The sequence below is a fragment of the Buttiauxella massiliensis genome (assembly GCF_902500225.1).
In the GTDB taxonomy this organism is placed as follows: domain Bacteria; phylum Pseudomonadota; class Gammaproteobacteria; order Enterobacterales; family Enterobacteriaceae; genus Buttiauxella; species Buttiauxella massiliensis.
Genome location: NZ_LR722653.1, coordinates 107,854 through 122,271 on the forward strand (window position 1 = coordinate 107,854; position 14,418 = coordinate 122,271).

At 54.0% G+C, this 14,418-nt stretch carries 18 protein-coding genes; all 18 read right to left on the reverse strand.

The window, feature by feature from the left end; all coding sequences use genetic code 11:
* Positions 1-118: 118 nt before the first annotated feature.
* The 18 genes from cobT to GC128_RS11195 all read right to left on the reverse strand — a co-directional run bounded on the left by cobT (position 119) and on the right by GC128_RS11195 (position 14,414).
* Complete coding sequence (cobT, locus tag GC128_RS11110; protein ID WP_151994346.1) at positions 119-1,171, reverse strand: nicotinate-nucleotide--dimethylbenzimidazole phosphoribosyltransferase; 1,053 nt, start codon at positions 1,169-1,171, stop codon at positions 119-121.
* Between the two features lie 68 nt (positions 1,172-1,239).
* Complete coding sequence (cobS, locus tag GC128_RS11115) at positions 1,240-1,983, reverse strand: adenosylcobinamide-GDP ribazoletransferase (RefSeq protein WP_193216249.1); 744 nt, start codon at positions 1,981-1,983, stop codon at positions 1,240-1,242.
* Positions 1,983-2,525 carry a bifunctional adenosylcobinamide kinase/adenosylcobinamide-phosphate guanylyltransferase gene (cobU, locus tag GC128_RS11120; protein WP_151994348.1) on the reverse strand — a complete coding sequence of 181 codons (543 nt, stop codon included), beginning with the start codon at positions 2,523-2,525 and terminating at the stop codon, positions 1,983-1,985. The genes cobS and cobU overlap by 1 nt, the downstream gene beginning before the upstream one ends.
* Positions 2,522-4,057 (reverse strand): cobyric acid synthase, encoded by a 1,536-nt coding sequence (locus GC128_RS11125; protein WP_151994349.1) that lies wholly within the window; start codon positions 4,055-4,057, stop codon positions 2,522-2,524. The genes cobU and GC128_RS11125 overlap by 4 nt, the downstream gene beginning before the upstream one ends.
* Positions 4,054-4,863 (reverse strand): ATP-binding cassette domain-containing protein, encoded by an 810-nt coding sequence (locus GC128_RS11130; protein ID WP_151994350.1) that lies wholly within the window; start codon positions 4,861-4,863, stop codon positions 4,054-4,056. The genes GC128_RS11125 and GC128_RS11130 overlap by 4 nt, the downstream gene beginning before the upstream one ends.
* Before the next feature lie 11 nt (positions 4,864-4,874).
* A complete protein-coding gene (locus GC128_RS11135; RefSeq protein ID WP_151994351.1) occupies positions 4,875-5,552 on the reverse strand; it encodes an energy-coupling factor ABC transporter transmembrane protein in 678 nt (225 codons plus the stop codon).
* Entirely contained in the window at positions 5,539-5,820 is a 282-nt protein-coding gene (locus GC128_RS11140) for an energy-coupling factor ABC transporter substrate-binding protein (RefSeq protein WP_151994352.1), read from the reverse strand. Before GC128_RS11140 ends, GC128_RS11135 begins: the two co-directional genes overlap by 14 nt.
* Position 5,821: 1 nt before the next feature.
* Complete coding sequence (cbiM, locus tag GC128_RS11145; RefSeq protein WP_151994353.1) at positions 5,822-6,553, reverse strand: cobalt ECF transporter S component CbiM; 732 nt, start codon at positions 6,551-6,553, stop codon at positions 5,822-5,824.
* A 67-nt stretch (positions 6,554-6,620) separates the two neighbouring features.
* Positions 6,621-7,337 carry a cobalt-factor II C(20)-methyltransferase gene (locus GC128_RS11150; RefSeq protein ID WP_151994354.1) on the reverse strand — a complete coding sequence of 239 codons (717 nt, stop codon included), beginning with the start codon at positions 7,335-7,337 and terminating at the stop codon, positions 6,621-6,623.
* On the reverse strand, positions 7,334-8,128 hold the full coding sequence (gene cbiK / locus GC128_RS11155) for a sirohydrochlorin cobaltochelatase (RefSeq protein WP_151994355.1): 795 nt from the start codon (positions 8,126-8,128) through the stop codon (positions 7,334-7,336). The genes GC128_RS11150 and cbiK overlap by 4 nt, the downstream gene beginning before the upstream one ends.
* The gene (locus tag GC128_RS11160) at positions 8,125-8,916 is read right to left on the reverse strand and encodes a cobalt-precorrin-6A reductase (RefSeq protein ID WP_151994525.1); all 792 of its coding nucleotides are present in this window, start codon (positions 8,914-8,916) and stop codon (positions 8,125-8,127) included. Before GC128_RS11160 ends, cbiK begins: the two co-directional genes overlap by 4 nt.
* Positions 8,917-8,966: 50 nt before the next feature.
* On the reverse strand, positions 8,967-9,692 hold the full coding sequence (locus GC128_RS11165; RefSeq protein WP_151994356.1) for a precorrin-3B C(17)-methyltransferase: 726 nt from the start codon (positions 9,690-9,692) through the stop codon (positions 8,967-8,969).
* Positions 9,686-10,747, reverse strand: a complete 1,062-nt coding sequence (gene cbiG, locus GC128_RS11170) for a cobalt-precorrin 5A hydrolase (protein ID WP_151994357.1) — start codon at positions 10,745-10,747, stop codon at positions 9,686-9,688. The genes GC128_RS11165 and cbiG overlap by 7 nt, the downstream gene beginning before the upstream one ends.
* On the reverse strand, positions 10,728-11,501 hold the full coding sequence (locus tag GC128_RS11175; protein WP_151994358.1) for a cobalt-precorrin-4 methyltransferase: 774 nt from the start codon (positions 11,499-11,501) through the stop codon (positions 10,728-10,730). Before GC128_RS11175 ends, cbiG begins: the two co-directional genes overlap by 20 nt.
* Positions 11,494-12,063, reverse strand: coding sequence for a decarboxylating cobalt-precorrin-6B (C(15))-methyltransferase (locus GC128_RS11180; RefSeq protein ID WP_151994359.1), 570 nt, complete (start codon positions 12,061-12,063; stop codon positions 11,494-11,496). Before GC128_RS11180 ends, GC128_RS11175 begins: the two co-directional genes overlap by 8 nt.
* Complete coding sequence (locus GC128_RS11185) at positions 12,053-12,655, reverse strand: cobalt-precorrin-7 (C(5))-methyltransferase (protein ID WP_151994360.1); 603 nt, start codon at positions 12,653-12,655, stop codon at positions 12,053-12,055. The genes GC128_RS11180 and GC128_RS11185 overlap by 11 nt, the downstream gene beginning before the upstream one ends.
* Positions 12,649-13,785 (reverse strand): cobalt-precorrin-5B (C(1))-methyltransferase CbiD, encoded by a 1,137-nt coding sequence (cbiD, locus tag GC128_RS11190; RefSeq protein ID WP_151994361.1) that lies wholly within the window; start codon positions 13,783-13,785, stop codon positions 12,649-12,651. The genes GC128_RS11185 and cbiD overlap by 7 nt, the downstream gene beginning before the upstream one ends.
* Complete coding sequence (locus GC128_RS11195) at positions 13,782-14,414, reverse strand: cobalt-precorrin-8 methylmutase (protein WP_151994362.1); 633 nt, start codon at positions 14,412-14,414, stop codon at positions 13,782-13,784. Before GC128_RS11195 ends, cbiD begins: the two co-directional genes overlap by 4 nt.
* Between the last annotated feature and the right edge of the window lie 4 nt (positions 14,415-14,418).

The following is a 14,418-nucleotide window of genomic DNA, read 5'->3' on the forward strand; positions in this document are numbered from 1 at the left end:
GGTCAAAGGTCAAAAACCGGTTTAGTTTTTGATCTTTGACCCGGCATAAATTGTACTGAAAGGTAAGTGAACGGAATTATCACGACCCCGGCAAATTCACATTAGTGATCCAAGAAGATCACCCTGGCAACACAATATTGCTGTCTGCCAGCGATCCCATATGGTTGTGCATTGCGCACGCCGCATCCACCAGATGCATTGCCAATGCCGCACCGCTGCCTTCACCTAAACGCATACCCATCTGCAAATACGGCTCCAGCCCTAACTTGTTCATCGCGATCACCGCACCTTTTTCCGCAGACAAATGCGACGGGATTAAATAATCACGCACGCCTGGCGCAATCTTGCAAGCGGCGAGTGCTGAAGCATAAGACAGGAAACCATCGAGAACGACCGGCAGGCCAGCAGCCGCTGCACCCAACATCACACCCGTCATACCCACCAGGTCGAAACCACCCACTTTGGCCAACACATCAATACCATCAGCTGCATCGGGCTGGTTGGTTTCAATCGCTTTACGCACTACGGAAATTTTGTGATGCATCTGGTCGCTTGGGAAGTTAGCACCCATGCCAACAACGTCATCTGGTGATCTATCGGTCAACACGCTGACCATCGCAGCCGCAGGTGTGGTGTTCGCCATACCTAGTTCACCCACGCCAAACAGCGTGACGCCCTCAGCGGCTTTCTGCATAGTGAGTTGCATGCTTGCCAGCAGCAAGTTTTCAGCCTGCTCACGGCTCATCGCCGGGCCTTGGGCAATGTTGCCACTGCCACGTGCCACTTTCATATCCAGCACGCCAGGCAGAGCATCGCTGTCGATACCGACATCGACCACATGAATTTCTGCGCCGACAGTCGCGCCCAGTACACACACGCCTGTGTTATGACGCGTCATGTTCATCGCCTGAATAGCGGTCACAATTTGTGGTGAAATAGCCACACCTTCCGCATAAACACCGTGGTCGGCACACATCACGAAGATTGATTTGCGTTTAGTGTTCAGGCCGTTTTTCATGCCTGGCATTCCTGCCAGCTGCACCGCTAATGCTTCCAGGCGCCCAAGGCTGCCGAAAGGTTTTAACAGGCCGTCAATGTGTTGTTGTGCGCGAGCCATTGCATCGCTATCAAGCGGGGAAATCATTGCCAATAATGAATTTAAAGTTTGCATTTTTTTATTCTCAGAAACGTTATAAAAAACAGTTCAGCAGGTCGGATAAGCACAGCGCCATCCAACAATCAGCGCAGCAGCGCGAGCAGGAAAACCACTTCGCCCAATTCAATCGCCGCCCCCAGCGTGTCGCCGGTTTGCCCGCCGAGCGTGCGCTTCAACATCAGGCCGAGGAGATACATCGCCAGTATTGTGATAGCCAGCGCCAGCAGCCCGGAAGCGGGCAACAGAACCGTGCACAGCACCGCACCGCCAATCAGCGTCAGCAGCGCCTGTGTGCCCGTCACTTTGCCGATAAACAGATTGCCCAGCCCTTTCTCACGCGCATACTTGTGGTTGTACATCAGCAGCACACAAGCACTGCGCCCGGCAATGGAAGCCGCTGCCAGCACCATCAGCATATTATTGCCACGCAGCGCCAGTTCGCTGACCACCAGCACTTTGGTCACAATCACAAAGATCAGCGCCAGCCCACCATGGGTGCCAAGACGGCTATCACGCATGATTTCCAGCATGCGGTCACGAGTACGCGCCGAGAAAATGCCATCGCACGTGTCAGCCAGGCCATCAAGATGGAAACCACCGGTCAATAATGCGAGTGCCAGCACATAACCCATGGCAGCTAAAGGCAAGCCAGCCCACGGCTGTAACAGCGTAAACACAGCCCCTGCCAAAGCACCCAGCACCAGGCCAACAAATGGAAAGGTCACGATACCGCGCACATACTGGTGTGTTTCGATACCATCAGTCCAGCGCGCGCGCACCGGAATGCGGCTCATAAACTGCAAAGTGGCGAAGAACAAACGGAAGATCATTTAATTTTTACCCCAATCCCTGAAATAACCAGCCACACCTCATCGGCACGCTGCGCCAGGCGCTGGTTTACGCGCCCTGCAATATCACGGAAATGCCGCGCGAGGCGGTTTTCCGGCACAATGCCCATTCCTACTTCATTGGTCACCAGAATCACTTCCGCCGGGCTTGATTCACAGGCCGCCAGCAAAATGTCGATTTGCTGATTCACCACCTGCTCCATCGAGTCAAAATCCCAGTCGTCTTCTGGCTTATCGCCCGCCGCGTCATACATGACGTTGGTAATCAGCGTGGTGATGCATTCCAGTAACACAGCTTCGCGGGCATTGTTGTGCTCATTAATAACGGTGTTTAACTCGCGATACTGCTCAACGGTTTGCCAATGCGCCGGGCGGCTGTCGCGATGGTGCGCAATACGCTGCTCCATTTCACTGTCGAAAATTTTCGACGTAGCGATATACAGCACACGTTCAAAATTTGCGGCCAGTTGTTCGGCATGACGGCTTTTACCGCTACGAGCGCCGCCCGTGACTAATTTCATATTGGTTGTTCCTGATGCTCTTCCATAATCTGATAAATACGTGAGATATCAATGTTCTCACGCATCGCGTCAGCCAGGATATTAAACTGCTGATCTTTATGATTTTGATAGTCGAACACCTCACCTTCCCAGGCATTCAGCCCTTTGCGCAGACGCAAGACATCCAACAAACTGCGAGTAAAGCCGCCGCTATCAAACAGGCCATGCAGGTAAGTGCCCAGCACGCGACCATCTTCGCTGATAGCGCCATCAACATTATGATAAGGCTGGGTATTACACTCGGTGAAGGTAGCAAACGGTGCGGTATTTTCTCCGCGCTGCGTTTCGCCCATATGGATTTCATAACCTTGCAGTGCTGAACCTGAGCTTGCTGCAAAAACGCCTGGCAGTTGCGCCTGAACCTTTCCTGCGACGCGGGTCGTGGTTTTAACACTGGCAAAACGTGTCACCACATCCAGCAAACCAATACCGGCCATCTCGCCAAGCCCGGATTCCACTTCGTCGTAAATATGCTGCCCGAGCATCTGATAGCCGCCGCAAATCCCCAACACCGCGCCGTCATTGTTATGGTGTGTTAGCAGCGCCTGCTCGAGGCCGTTTTCACGCAGCCAGCGCAGGTCGCCGAGGGTATTTTTACTGCCCGGCACAATCACCAGGTCACTGTTTTGCAGTTCATCAGGTTTGACTACATAACGCAGGCGCACATCAGGCTGTGCCGCCAACGCATTAAAATCAGTGAAGTTCGACATGTACGGCAGTTTCAAAACTGCAATATCCAGCTCTTTCGGGGTGACTTCGTCGTATTTCCCACGCTGCAATACAACGCTGTCTTCATCTTCGAGATCGACATTCAACCACGGCATCACGCCCAAAACGGGTACGCCGGTTAACGCTTCGATTTGTTCGATGCCGGAGTAGAGCAGCGCCACGTCGCCACGGAACTTGTTAATAATGACACCTTTTACGCGCCACTTTTCATGTTCCAGCAGTAGCGCTATGGTGCCGTAAATAGTAGCGAACACGCCGCCACGGTCAATATCTGCAACAAGAATCACCGGGCATTGCGCCAGTTCTGCCATGCCCATATTGACGATATCGCGGTCGCGTAGGTTGATTTCAGCCGGGCTACCCGCCCCTTCAAGCACCATCACATCATGTTCTGACGCAAGGCTTTGGTAGACCTCGCGGATTTGCGCTTTCAATTGCGGTTTGTAGTTGTGGTAGGTCACAGCATCCATATTGGTGGCGACTTTACCCATCAACACCACCTGCGCTTTGCAGTCACTGGTTGGTTTGAGTAGTACGGGGTTCATGCGCACATCAGGGGTAATTCCAGCCGCTTCAGCCTGGAAAATCTGCGCCCTGCCCATCTCTTTACCATCTGGCGTGATACCCGAATTGAGCGCCATATTCTGCGATTTAAACGGCGCGGTACGGTGGCCGTCCTGGGCGAAGATCCGACACAGCCCTGCCACCAACATGCTTTTCCCTACATCAGAGGCGGTGCCCTGAACCATGATTGAAAGGCTCATCCTGCTTCCTTTGAAACGCGCAAGGCGTTAAACAATTGAGTTTCGGTTTTGCACAACGGGAAACCGAGTTCGCTGTGCAGTTTGACCAGCCATGGCTGCACAAGCCCGGCATCTTGCAGCATCAGCGCCTGACTAAAGACTTCGCCGGGTTCACCTTGCGCGACGATTCTGCCGCCTTTCATCACATACACGGCGTTGCAAACTTCATAAATCAGATCAATATCATGGCTTGAGATGACGACGTGCTTACCCTGCGCAGCAATGCGGGCGATGATTTCAATCATCTGCTGGCGGCCCGATGGGTCAAGACCGGCGGTCGGTTCATCGAGCAATAAATAGTCGGCTTCCATCACCAGCGCCCCGGCAATCGCCACGCGCTTCTTCTGCCCGTGGCTGAGATACTGAATCGGTTTGTGGCGGAAAGATTGCGCATCTACCAGCTGAATCGCGTGTTCGACACGGCGGGCGATTTCGGCTTCATTCACGCCAAGGTTACGCAAGCTAAACGCGATATCGCTGTCGATATCGGTATAGAAGATTTGTTGTTCCGGGTCCTGAAACACGGTGGTGACTCGCTGGCGGTGCTCAATCAACCCGGCTTTGCTGTAATTTATCGGTTTGCCCTGCCACAAAACTGCACCAATCTTCGGGCGCAAAACACCGTTGAGGTTCATAAACAGCGTGGATTTCCCACAGCCGTTTGCGCCGACTATTCCCGTTACCGGGTACGACCCAAAATCAAAGGTTAAATCGTGCAGAACGGTATCGTCCTGATAGCAAAAAGATAAATTTTGGGTTGTCAGCATCGGTGCGGTTCTCACAGGTGGAAATCACCCTGGTAAAGTTTGATATCCAGCGTCGTGACCATTTGCTGGTAACGCAGCAGCACGCGCGAAAAAAGCATGCTGACTAACATAGCAAGCGAACGGTAGCCACCAGGCAGCGTACGATAACCGAAACGCAATGTCTGAGCACGGTGAATGGCCTGCGCCTCGTCCAGCAGGATAAAAATAAAACGCCAGGTGAGCAGGATTTGCTCGGTCAGCAAACGCGGTACCCGCAGGCGTTGTAGCAAGATGATCAATTGCGGAAACGGCAGATTTAGCACCAGCCAGTAAGTTGCGGCAAGTGCTGCAAGGCTACGCCAGAAAGTCTGGTTTGCCATCACCAGGCCCTGCGCATCAATGCCGATATAAAACGAGCCGAGCGGCACACTCCACAGCAAAGCCTGCGCGTGGTGCGCGGCACTGAAGATTATCGTCACCACTCCCACTAGCAAAAAGCCCAGTGGTACCGCCAGCCAGCGCAAATAACGCGCCGGCCCGACGCGCAGCAGCCAACAGGTAAAAGCGGCAATCACTAGCAGCAAAACCGCCTGCCCGACTGGCGGCAGTGCAAACGCCAGCACCATCATCACCAGATACAGCGCAAATTTGCGCAGCGGCGAAACACGGCACCAGCGGCTTTGGTAACTGAGTTTATCAATCCCCAGCATGGTCTTCGCGGCGGCCCCGGTAATAGCCCAGAATGTAGAAAATCACCGCCGTACCGATTGAACCTTGCAGGGTAAACAGCAGGCTTTCGATTTCGCTGCTGGCAGGTTCATAAAGCGGCTGGAACCACGGTTTGTAATGAGGCGCGACGACCAATATCTGCCCTTCCGCCTGGTCGTCGGAACCGCCGTATTCGCCACCGTGAGGAACAAAGAACGGCACAATCATCAGCCCTATTATCAGGGCAAGCAATATCAGGGTCTTTTTCATTTTATTGGCTCCTGGCAGGAAGCAGTTGTCGTTTGGTTAGCTGGTCGTAAATCATCACAGTGAGCAAGCCTTCGGCGATGGCTATTGGGATCTGCGTCAGACAGAAGATACCCATAAATTTCATTGAGGAACCGGTAACGCCAAAGTGCGGATCGGGGAACGCTACACCGAGTTGAATCGAAGTGACAAAGTAAGTGGTTAAGTCAGCAATCATCGCACACAGGAACACGGCCACATCGCGGCGAAAGCCCGCTTTACATGCCAGTTTCCACACCAGATATCCGACAATCGGCCCAATAACTGCCATCGACATGCCGTTTGCGCCAAGCGTAGTCAGCCCGCCGTGTGCCAGTAACAGTGCCTGGAACAGCAGCACAATGGCACCCAAAACCGCAACCACACCCGGGCCGAATAGAATTACCGCAAGGCCAACGCCAGTTGGGTGCGAGCAGCTTCCGGTAACCGAGGGGATTTTTAACGCCGAGAGCACAAAGATAAATGCACCGCAAAGTGCCAGCAGCACTTTCTGATTGCTGTCATGTGCCACGATTTGGCGCAAACGCACCAGCCCGACGTACAAGCACGGCAGGAATAAAATCCACCATGCCAGAGCCCACATTGGCGGCAGGAAACCTTCCATAATGTGCATCGCGAAGGCTTCTTGCGGCACGATGAGCAACAACATCCCCATGCCTAGCCCGCTTAGCGAGAGTTTTTTAAGTAACGATTCCATGATTTTCCTTTGAACGTTAATGTCGGATGGCGCTTGCGCTTATCAGACCTACGAATGCGTATCAGATTTACAACCTCTGGTTACGCCACTGTTTATTCACAAGAATGGTCGAAAAATACGGTAGCTTCTGGTCATCCGGCACGTCTTCCAGGTTTCGCCAACATTGCTCGCCCGGTAATGTCGCTTCGGCCATTAACACCGCATGTTGAATGATTCCCAGGTGTTGCAGCAGCGCTTTGATTTGCGCGAAGCGGCCATAGACTTTCATCAGCACTACGCTGTCGTGCGCGCGCAATGCTTCGGTAAGAGCCTGATGTGAAGCTGTGCAAGACATCACCGCCAGGGATTGCTGTTCCATCGCCAGCGGCAGTTGCGCGCGGGAGGCGATAGCAGCAAAAGAGGTGACACCAGGGACGATTTCCAGCCACTCAGGGTTGCCGATACGCGCCAGCAAAAACACCCAGGTGCTAAATAACATCGAATCACCGAGTGTGATAAACCCGACCTGTTTCCCCAATTCCACTTCGTGTTGCAGGGCGGCGGCGGTTTCATCCCACACCACCGCTTTTTCGTCGTTATCAGCACTCATTGGGAAGTGGCAGGTGCGAATTTCGGTAGTTTCAGTGAGATATTCACGCACAATGGAAAGCGCCAGGCTGTCGCCGCCTTTGCGCCCTGCTGGCGCATACAGCACATCAAGTTTGCCGATGATGCGCGCCGCGCGAACGGTTATCAGATCACTGGCACCAGGGCCCGTTCCGAGAGCATATAAACGGCCGGTCATGCTGCCACCTCCGCTGATTTTTCCAGCGCACGCTGCAAATGGTTCACGAACATGGCGCGAATTTGCGGGTTTTCGCCCAGGCCTTGTAACCAGGGTTGTGCCTCAATGCCCGCTTCCTGTAACTGGGTTTTCCACGAGTCTTCTTCATCAGACGCCATATCGTTAATGGCATGGTCACCCGCCACCAGCATTAATGGCATCAGGTGTACTTTGCGCACCTTTTCTTGCAGTAAACCACGCACGATAAGGTCGATTTCCGGGTAGCTTTCTACCGCGCCAACACGCGCAGGCATCTGGCGCGCCGCCATTAAGTGGTCGAGACAGGCATAAGCAGAAAACGCATGGTGGCTGGCACCGTGGCCCATAAACACTACGCGCTCATCGGCTTCAAGCTGTGGCATCTGGCTTTGCAGAGCGCTGAGCAGCAGCTCGTAATCATTGAAATCACTGAGCAGTGCTGTGCCCAATGCCAGGCGCTGGAATAAATGGCTATACGCCTTAACTTCACGGGAGATTTTTTCGTATTCGTCGCCGTTAATCACATGCAGCGATTGCACGGCCACATCCTGATAACCCAGTTCAGCAAGGCGCAGCAGTGCTTGTGCAGGTGTATCAATGTCCAGGTTATCGCGCTTTTTTAACTTGCGAATAATCATGCCGGAGGTAAAGGCGCGGAACCGATCGCGGTCGGCAAAGGTACGGCCAAGTTGTTCTTCACAGGCAACAATATTTTTGGTGCAGGTGTCGTGGTAACTGGTACCGAAACTGATAACTAACAGGGCTTTCTTCATGATTTTCTCTCTTGCAGCCAGCGTGTGACACGGCAACTCACATCGTCACGGCTTTCCAGTAATTCAGGGCCAAAAACCTGCGGTTGTGGGCGAGTCACCACCACACACGGAATCCCACGCGCCAAAGCAGGGTTAACTTTGTCGAGATAACCGCCTTCGGCACCGGACTCTTTGGTTATCACCACATCGGGCGCACAGAAGTCATAAGTGGCGGCGTTAAACTCAGAGCTGAACGGGCCGCGCAGCGCAATAATATTGTCAACGCCCAACCCCAGCGCTTCGCACTCGGCAATCACCTCGCTGGTCGGTAACACCCGAGCCAGCAGTGTTTTGCCCGGCAGAGCTTGCTGATAAGCAGCTAGTTCTTTGCTACCGGTAGTCAACAGCACGCGGGGGCCAAATGTTTGCGCCACGGCACAGGCGGCTTGTAGACTGGCCACTTTGTGCAGCAACGGGTGTTCCAGATCATTAAGTTCACTACGCCGCTGATACCGGCTGAGTGTTACACCCACGATTTCACAGGCGCGGGTGATATTTTGGCTAAGCAATTCGGCATACGGATGCGAGGCATCAATCACCCAGTTCACGGCATTGCTGACCAGCCAGTCAGCGATTCCATCGGTATCAATTCGCCCTACACGAATTTTCCCACCGATATCACCCGCCAGAGACGCCCCTACAGCCGTCGCCACCGAAAGCGTGTACGAAATGCGCTGTTCATCGAGGATCTGGCAAATAAACCGGGCGTCGCTGGTTCCGCCGAAGACCAGTACCGCACCACGGTTCATAGTGTCGGATGACGCTTCGCTAATCCGACCTACGAGAGACAGCGTTTCACTCACAGCTCGTAACCTCGGGGGGTAATCATTAATCCATTGCGAACAAAGGTCGTTTTGTTGCCGACAATCACCAGACTCGTCATATCAACTGGTTCGAAATCCATCTCACCAAAGGTGGTCAGCCATTTTTGTTCTTTCTTACGTCCGGCCGCTTTCACCACGCCCACTGGCGTTTGCGGGCTGGTAAACTCGCTCATCAATTCGAACGCACGCGCCAGATGACCTTCGCGGCCACGGCTGCGCGGGTTATAGAAACAAATAACAAAATCAGCAGAAGCCGCCGCAATAATGCGTTTTTCGATAACTGGCCATGGCGTGAGTAAATCGCTCAGGCTGATATGGCAGAAATCATGCATTAATGGCGCGCCGAGTAATGATGCAGCGGCAATGCTGGCTGTGATGCCCGCCACCAGCCGCACTTCAATGTCCAGTTGCTGCGATGTCACCAGTTCCAGCACCAGACCAGCCATGCCGTAAATCCCGGCATCACCGCTACTGATTAACGCCACTTTATGCCCGGCTTGCGCCAGTTCGATGGCGGTCTGGCAGCGTTCGATTTCTTTGCACATGCCGGTTTTGATCACCTGTTTGTCGCCAGTCAATGGCTTCACCAGGTGGGTATAGGTTTTATATCCGACGACAATTTCCGCTTCTTGCAGGGCAGCAATGGCTTCCTGAGTCATCATGGCTTCGCTGCCGGGGCCAATGCCGATTACCGTTAACATCTGTCTGAAACTCCTAAAGTTATGGTGACACCCTGCTCTCGCACAGTGCGGCCGACCAGGTTTCCGTTGCTCATCAGCCATGCTGTTGGCTGTGACACGCTGCCAACACCCAGGGTCTGGCGCACAAATTCCGATGCCGGAAAGCGGTGCTCATGTTGGGAAAGTTGGTCAACGCTAAATAGTTCAAAAGGGATTTGATGCTGCTGTGTCAGTTCCAGCAGTGCAGGCTCATCTTGCTTGAGCATCACACTGCCGATGGCGCGTAACGCCAGCGGGTCAAAATGGTTTTCCGCCAGTTGCTGACGGAGCAGCGCGGCCACGGTTTGTGGCGATGTGTCACGGCGGCAGCCGATGCCTGCGACGACGCGCTTTGGCACCAGTTTATAAACGGGAATAGTTAGCGCAGGCTGCGAATCACGCAGCGTGACGCACACCAGCGCATCAAGCTCAGGCAATGCATCCAGGCTTTCGACCGCGATAAAACCGCGCGTGTCGTAACGCTCAGCATGTGGCGCAAATTCGCTGTCCCACCACAGGCCAACCCGCTGTTGACTCACCAACATTTGGTTGACGGTTTTCACCGCCAGACGGAAATCGAGCATCGTTGCGTCAAGTTTTGCCGCAAGCGTATCAAGCGCCGCCATCTGATTCACATCGGTCGCGGTAGTGATGACCGGGTCTGCGTTTAGCAGCGTTGCCAGTTGACAAGTTAGCTCGTTAGCACCACCCATGTGGCCGGAAAGCAGGCTGATAACGTGTTCTGCGCGTTCATCCATTACGACAACCGCCGGGTCTTGCAGTTTGTCACACAGCATTGGCGCAATCACCCGCACCACAATTCCGGTGGCCGCAATAAATACCAGTGCCGAATACTCGCTGAATGCCTGCAGTACCGTTTGAGCAAAACTGCCGCCAAACGGGATAAAACCCGGCTGTAGCAACTTTTCACTGGTAAAACAGGTCAGCGGCAAGGCTTCACGCAGGCGTTGTGCCAGCACCACGCCACCGGGTGTCAGGCAAAACAGCGCGATCGACTCAGGCCTTGCGGTATTCATGGCTGAACCCTGCGTCGTAGAGTTTCGAGTAGTGATACTCCTCGCCCAAAAACGCCCCAACCATAATCAGCGCCGTTTTACGAATTCCGGCTTCGCGTACTTTTTCGGCAATATCACTCAGGGTGCCGCGTAACTCCTGGCAATCAGGCCAGGTGGCTTTATAGACTACCGCGACTGGCGTATCTGCTGGATAACCGCCTTCAATCAGGCGTTCTGCCACACGGTTAATCCGTTGTACCGAGAGAAAAATGGCCATTGAGGTTTGGTGTTTTGCGAAGGATTCAAGCTGTTCGAGCTGTGGCATCGGCGTGCGGCCTTCGATACGCGTGATGATCAGGCTCTGCGAGACTTCCGGTACGGTGTATTCCACGCCAAGTTGTGCAGCAGCGCCCAAAAACGCACTGACTCCCGGCACAGAAACGTAGCCAATACCGAGTTTGGTGAGCATTTCGCCCTGTTCGCGGATTGAGCCATACAGCGAGAGATCTCCGGTTTGCAGGCGCACCACCAGTTTGCCCGCCTTCACGCCGTTTTCCATCAACTCAATAATCTCTTCGAGATTGAGCGCGGCGCTGTCGTGGCATTCGGCGCCAGGCTGGCAGTAATCCAGCAGTTCAGGATTGATGAGCGAACCGGCATAAATCACCACTTCGGCCTGTTGCAAGATGCGATAGCCTTTCAGCGTAATCAGCTCTTTGTCGCCCGGACCTGCGCCAACGAACCAGACTTTGCGGGTATCAAATAACTCAGTCATTGCTTCCTTCCTTGCGACAAGAGATCAAATAAGTGGGATTGTTCGGTTTGAAGTAGTGCCCACTGCCAAGCGTTGCGAGGTTTGCCACCTGCAATTGCAGACAGTCGAAATCGCTCACCGCGCATTGTTCAAGGTGAGTTAGCGCGCAGGTTAAGTTTTCCAGCAGGATGAACGTCATCACCAGACGCCCGCCGGGATGCAAATGCGCCAGCGACCAGTCGATCAATTCCGTAAGTTGCCCACCACTGCCCCCGATAAACACCGCATCGGCCATCACGTTCAGCTCTATTGGCGCGTACCCGCTGATGATTTCAACGTTCGGACAAGCGAAAAGCTCACGGTTTTCTGCCATCAGCGCCAGCGCGTCAGGGTTGCGCTCAATTGCCGACACCTGCAATTGCGGGTACCGCATCGCCGCTTCAAGGGACACGCTGCCGGTGCCTGCGCCGATGTCGATAAAGTGCGTGGAGTGCTGTAATTGCAGGCGATCGAGCGCCTGAGTACGTACCACTTCTTTAGTCATCGGAACGCGTGCACCGCGTAAAAACAGATCATCTTTCATTGAGTATTATCACCACATTCATCGAGTAAGACTCCGCCACATCGGCGGCGCGCAAGCGATGGATTCGTTCATCTGCTGACGACAGGTTCTCGCCAATAATGAGAATGGGATTGAGGCCGCGCATCAGAAATGCCTGGGCGATGGCATGCGGCCCGATAATGGTGTCGGTGACCATTGCCACTTTTTGGTGCGCCACAATCGCGTTGAAATCGGGTTCACGCCCATGGCTGCTGGTGATCCATAAGTCGTTCATATCGACGGCCGCTTTGGCGCATAGATATTGAATCGAGCTGATGCCGGGAATGATGCACAGTTGTTCAGGCGGGAAACTTGCTGCCAGACGTTTGCCAATGCCATAAACCAGCGGGTCGCCAGAGGCCAGCACCACTATTTGCTGGCTTAGGCGTTCACTAAGCCAGGTGATTAAGCCTTCAAGATCGCTATCCAACAAACGCGTTTGGGCCTCCGAATCAGCAAACAGCGCCAGTTGACGTGCGCCGCCCACCAGAATCTGCGCTTCATCAATGGCGATACGCGCCTGGAAAGTCAGATACTCCGCAGCCCCTGGTCCAATACCTACAACGGTCAGCATCGCAACTCCTGAGCTATTTCAGCCACCGGGCGGCTACTGCCTAAAACCTGGTTATCGAACGAGAATAAAATGGCGTCGCACTTAGGCGGGGATTGGGTGAAACGCAGCATCTCAGCAACACGCTCACAGATGCGGATTGCCAGGCGTTCAAACACGCCCATCCAGCCTTGCTCCGCGATAATTTCAAGTGCCGCTTCAGTGGTGTCGCAATGGCTTACGGCTTCCAGCAACGAAAACGGCGCGCCCATTAATGCCAGGTGTGCGACCAACGTCTCCATACGCCCATCGGCAATGTGGCTGTGGGTGTGGAAAATCCCGGCGGCGACTTTCACCAACTTGCCAGGGTGGCCAATCAACACGATGTGACGGTACTCAAGGCGCACCGCTTCCTGAATCATGTAGCCGACGAAATTGCTCATCGTCACCACACATTCACTGTCCAAATCGAGTTGCTCGCGGACAAAACGTTCACCGTGGTTGCCCGGCACCAGAATGACTTTATCCAGCCCGGCGGCGCGTTTCATTTCCAGCTCGAGTGCCAGTGAACGCTTCCAGCTTTCTTCGGACATCGGCATCACAATACCGGTGGTACCGATTATCGAAATCCCGCCCAAAATCCCGAGGCGATGGTTGTAGGTTTTCTTTGCTCGCTCCTCACCTTCTGGAGCAAAAATTTCAATTTCGGCACCACGTTCCGCGCCGATAACTTCACGCACCGCCGCTTCAATGGTCTGGCGCGGTGTGCGGTTAATGGCCGATTCGCCAATGGGCAAACCGATGCCTTTGCGTGTGACTTTGCCGACCCCGGTACCGCCGCGCAGTGTGATCGCACCGCTGTCATTAAGCTGCACGCGAGCGAAAATCAGCATGCCGTGAGTCGCATCGACGTCATCGCCACCATCTTTACGGATTGCTGCCGTCGCCTGCTGACCTTCGATAATTGGCATTTCAACGTTGAGATGCAGTGTGACGCCTGAAGGGGTGACGATAGAAACCTGGTCGATCACGTGCTGGCGCAATACCATCAGAGCCGCGACTTTAGCCGCAGCAGTGGCGCATGAACCGGTGGTGTAGCCTTTGCGGTATGCCTTGCCTTTATGCCAGACGCAATCGGCGTTTTGCTCGCTCACTGAGCCTCCCGCAAGCGGTAAAGCAGCGCGTTCACAATGGCTGCGGCAACGTTACTGCCGCCTTTGCGCCCACGGGCGGCAATGGCGGGTAAACCGCTTTCAACCAGCGCTTCTTTAGACTCTTCAGCCCCGACAAACCCGACGGGCACGCCGATAACGGCTGAAGGTTTGGCTCCTAACTCTAACAAGCGGAACAGCGCGGTTGGCGCATTACCAAAGACAAAGACCTTCTCGCCATCTTCCTCTAAAGCCAGATCCACCGCCGCCATAGAACGAGTCACGCCCTGATCTTTGGCATGTGCCACCACGCGCGGGTCGCTAATAAAGCAGCGGCAGCTACAACCAAACTCTGCCAGCAGGGTCTTGTTAATACCCGAAAGTGCCATGGTGGTATCGGTGTACAACGTGCAACCACGCAACAAACTGGCGGTCAGTTTTTCGATGACATCAGGTGAAAACCACAAAATATCCAGCCACTCAAAATCGGCAGTAGTATGGATAACCCGCTTGATCATCGCTTCCTGAATGGCATCGTTAAAACGATATTCCGGGCGCTCGGCGGCAATAATTTCGCTAATGATTTCAAAACTGTGCTGCTCAATAAGCTGCGGTTGTTGCAGGTAGTTCATAAGG

Bases quoted from the DNA above. Each gene is read 5' to 3' on its own strand.
- cobT (WP_151994346.1), bottom strand. From the start codon at position 1,171: ATGCAAACTTTAAATTCATTATTGGCAATGATTTCCCCGCTTGATAGC.
- cobU (WP_151994348.1), bottom strand. From the start codon at position 2,525: ATGAAATTAGTCACGGGCGGCGCTCGTAGCGGTAAAAGCCGTCATGCC.
- GC128_RS11125 (WP_151994349.1), bottom strand. From the start codon at position 4,057: ATGAGCCTTTCAATCATGGTTCAGGGCACCGCCTCTGATGTAGGGAAA.
- GC128_RS11130 (WP_151994350.1), bottom strand. From the start codon at position 4,863: ATGCTGACAACCCAAAATTTATCTTTTTGCTATCAGGACGATACCGTT.
- GC128_RS11135 (WP_151994351.1), bottom strand. From the start codon at position 5,552: ATGCTGGGGATTGATAAACTCAGTTACCAAAGCCGCTGGTGCCGTGTT.
- GC128_RS11140 (WP_151994352.1), bottom strand. From the start codon at position 5,820: ATGAAAAAGACCCTGATATTGCTTGCCCTGATAATAGGGCTGATGATT.
- cbiM (WP_151994353.1), bottom strand. From the start codon at position 6,553: ATGGAATCGTTACTTAAAAAACTCTCGCTAAGCGGGCTAGGCATGGGG.
- GC128_RS11150 (WP_151994354.1), bottom strand. From the start codon at position 7,337: ATGACCGGCCGTTTATATGCTCTCGGAACGGGCCCTGGTGCCAGTGAT.
- cbiK (WP_151994355.1), bottom strand. From the start codon at position 8,128: ATGAAGAAAGCCCTGTTAGTTATCAGTTTCGGTACCAGTTACCACGAC.
- GC128_RS11160 (WP_151994525.1), bottom strand. From the start codon at position 8,916: ATGAACCGTGGTGCGGTACTGGTCTTCGGCGGAACCAGCGACGCCCGG.
- GC128_RS11165 (WP_151994356.1), bottom strand. From the start codon at position 9,692: ATGTTAACGGTAATCGGCATTGGCCCCGGCAGCGAAGCCATGATGACT.
- cbiG (WP_151994357.1), bottom strand. From the start codon at position 10,747: ATGAATACCGCAAGGCCTGAGTCGATCGCGCTGTTTTGCCTGACACCC.
- GC128_RS11175 (WP_151994358.1), bottom strand. From the start codon at position 11,501: ATGACTGAGTTATTTGATACCCGCAAAGTCTGGTTCGTTGGCGCAGGT.
- GC128_RS11180 (WP_151994359.1), bottom strand. From the start codon at position 12,063: ATGAAAGATGATCTGTTTTTACGCGGTGCACGCGTTCCGATGACTAAA.
- GC128_RS11185 (WP_151994360.1), bottom strand. From the start codon at position 12,655: ATGCTGACCGTTGTAGGTATTGGACCAGGGGCTGCGGAGTATCTGACT.
- GC128_RS11195 (WP_151994362.1), bottom strand. From the start codon at position 14,414: ATGAACTACCTGCAACAACCGCAGCTTATTGAGCAGCACAGTTTTGAA.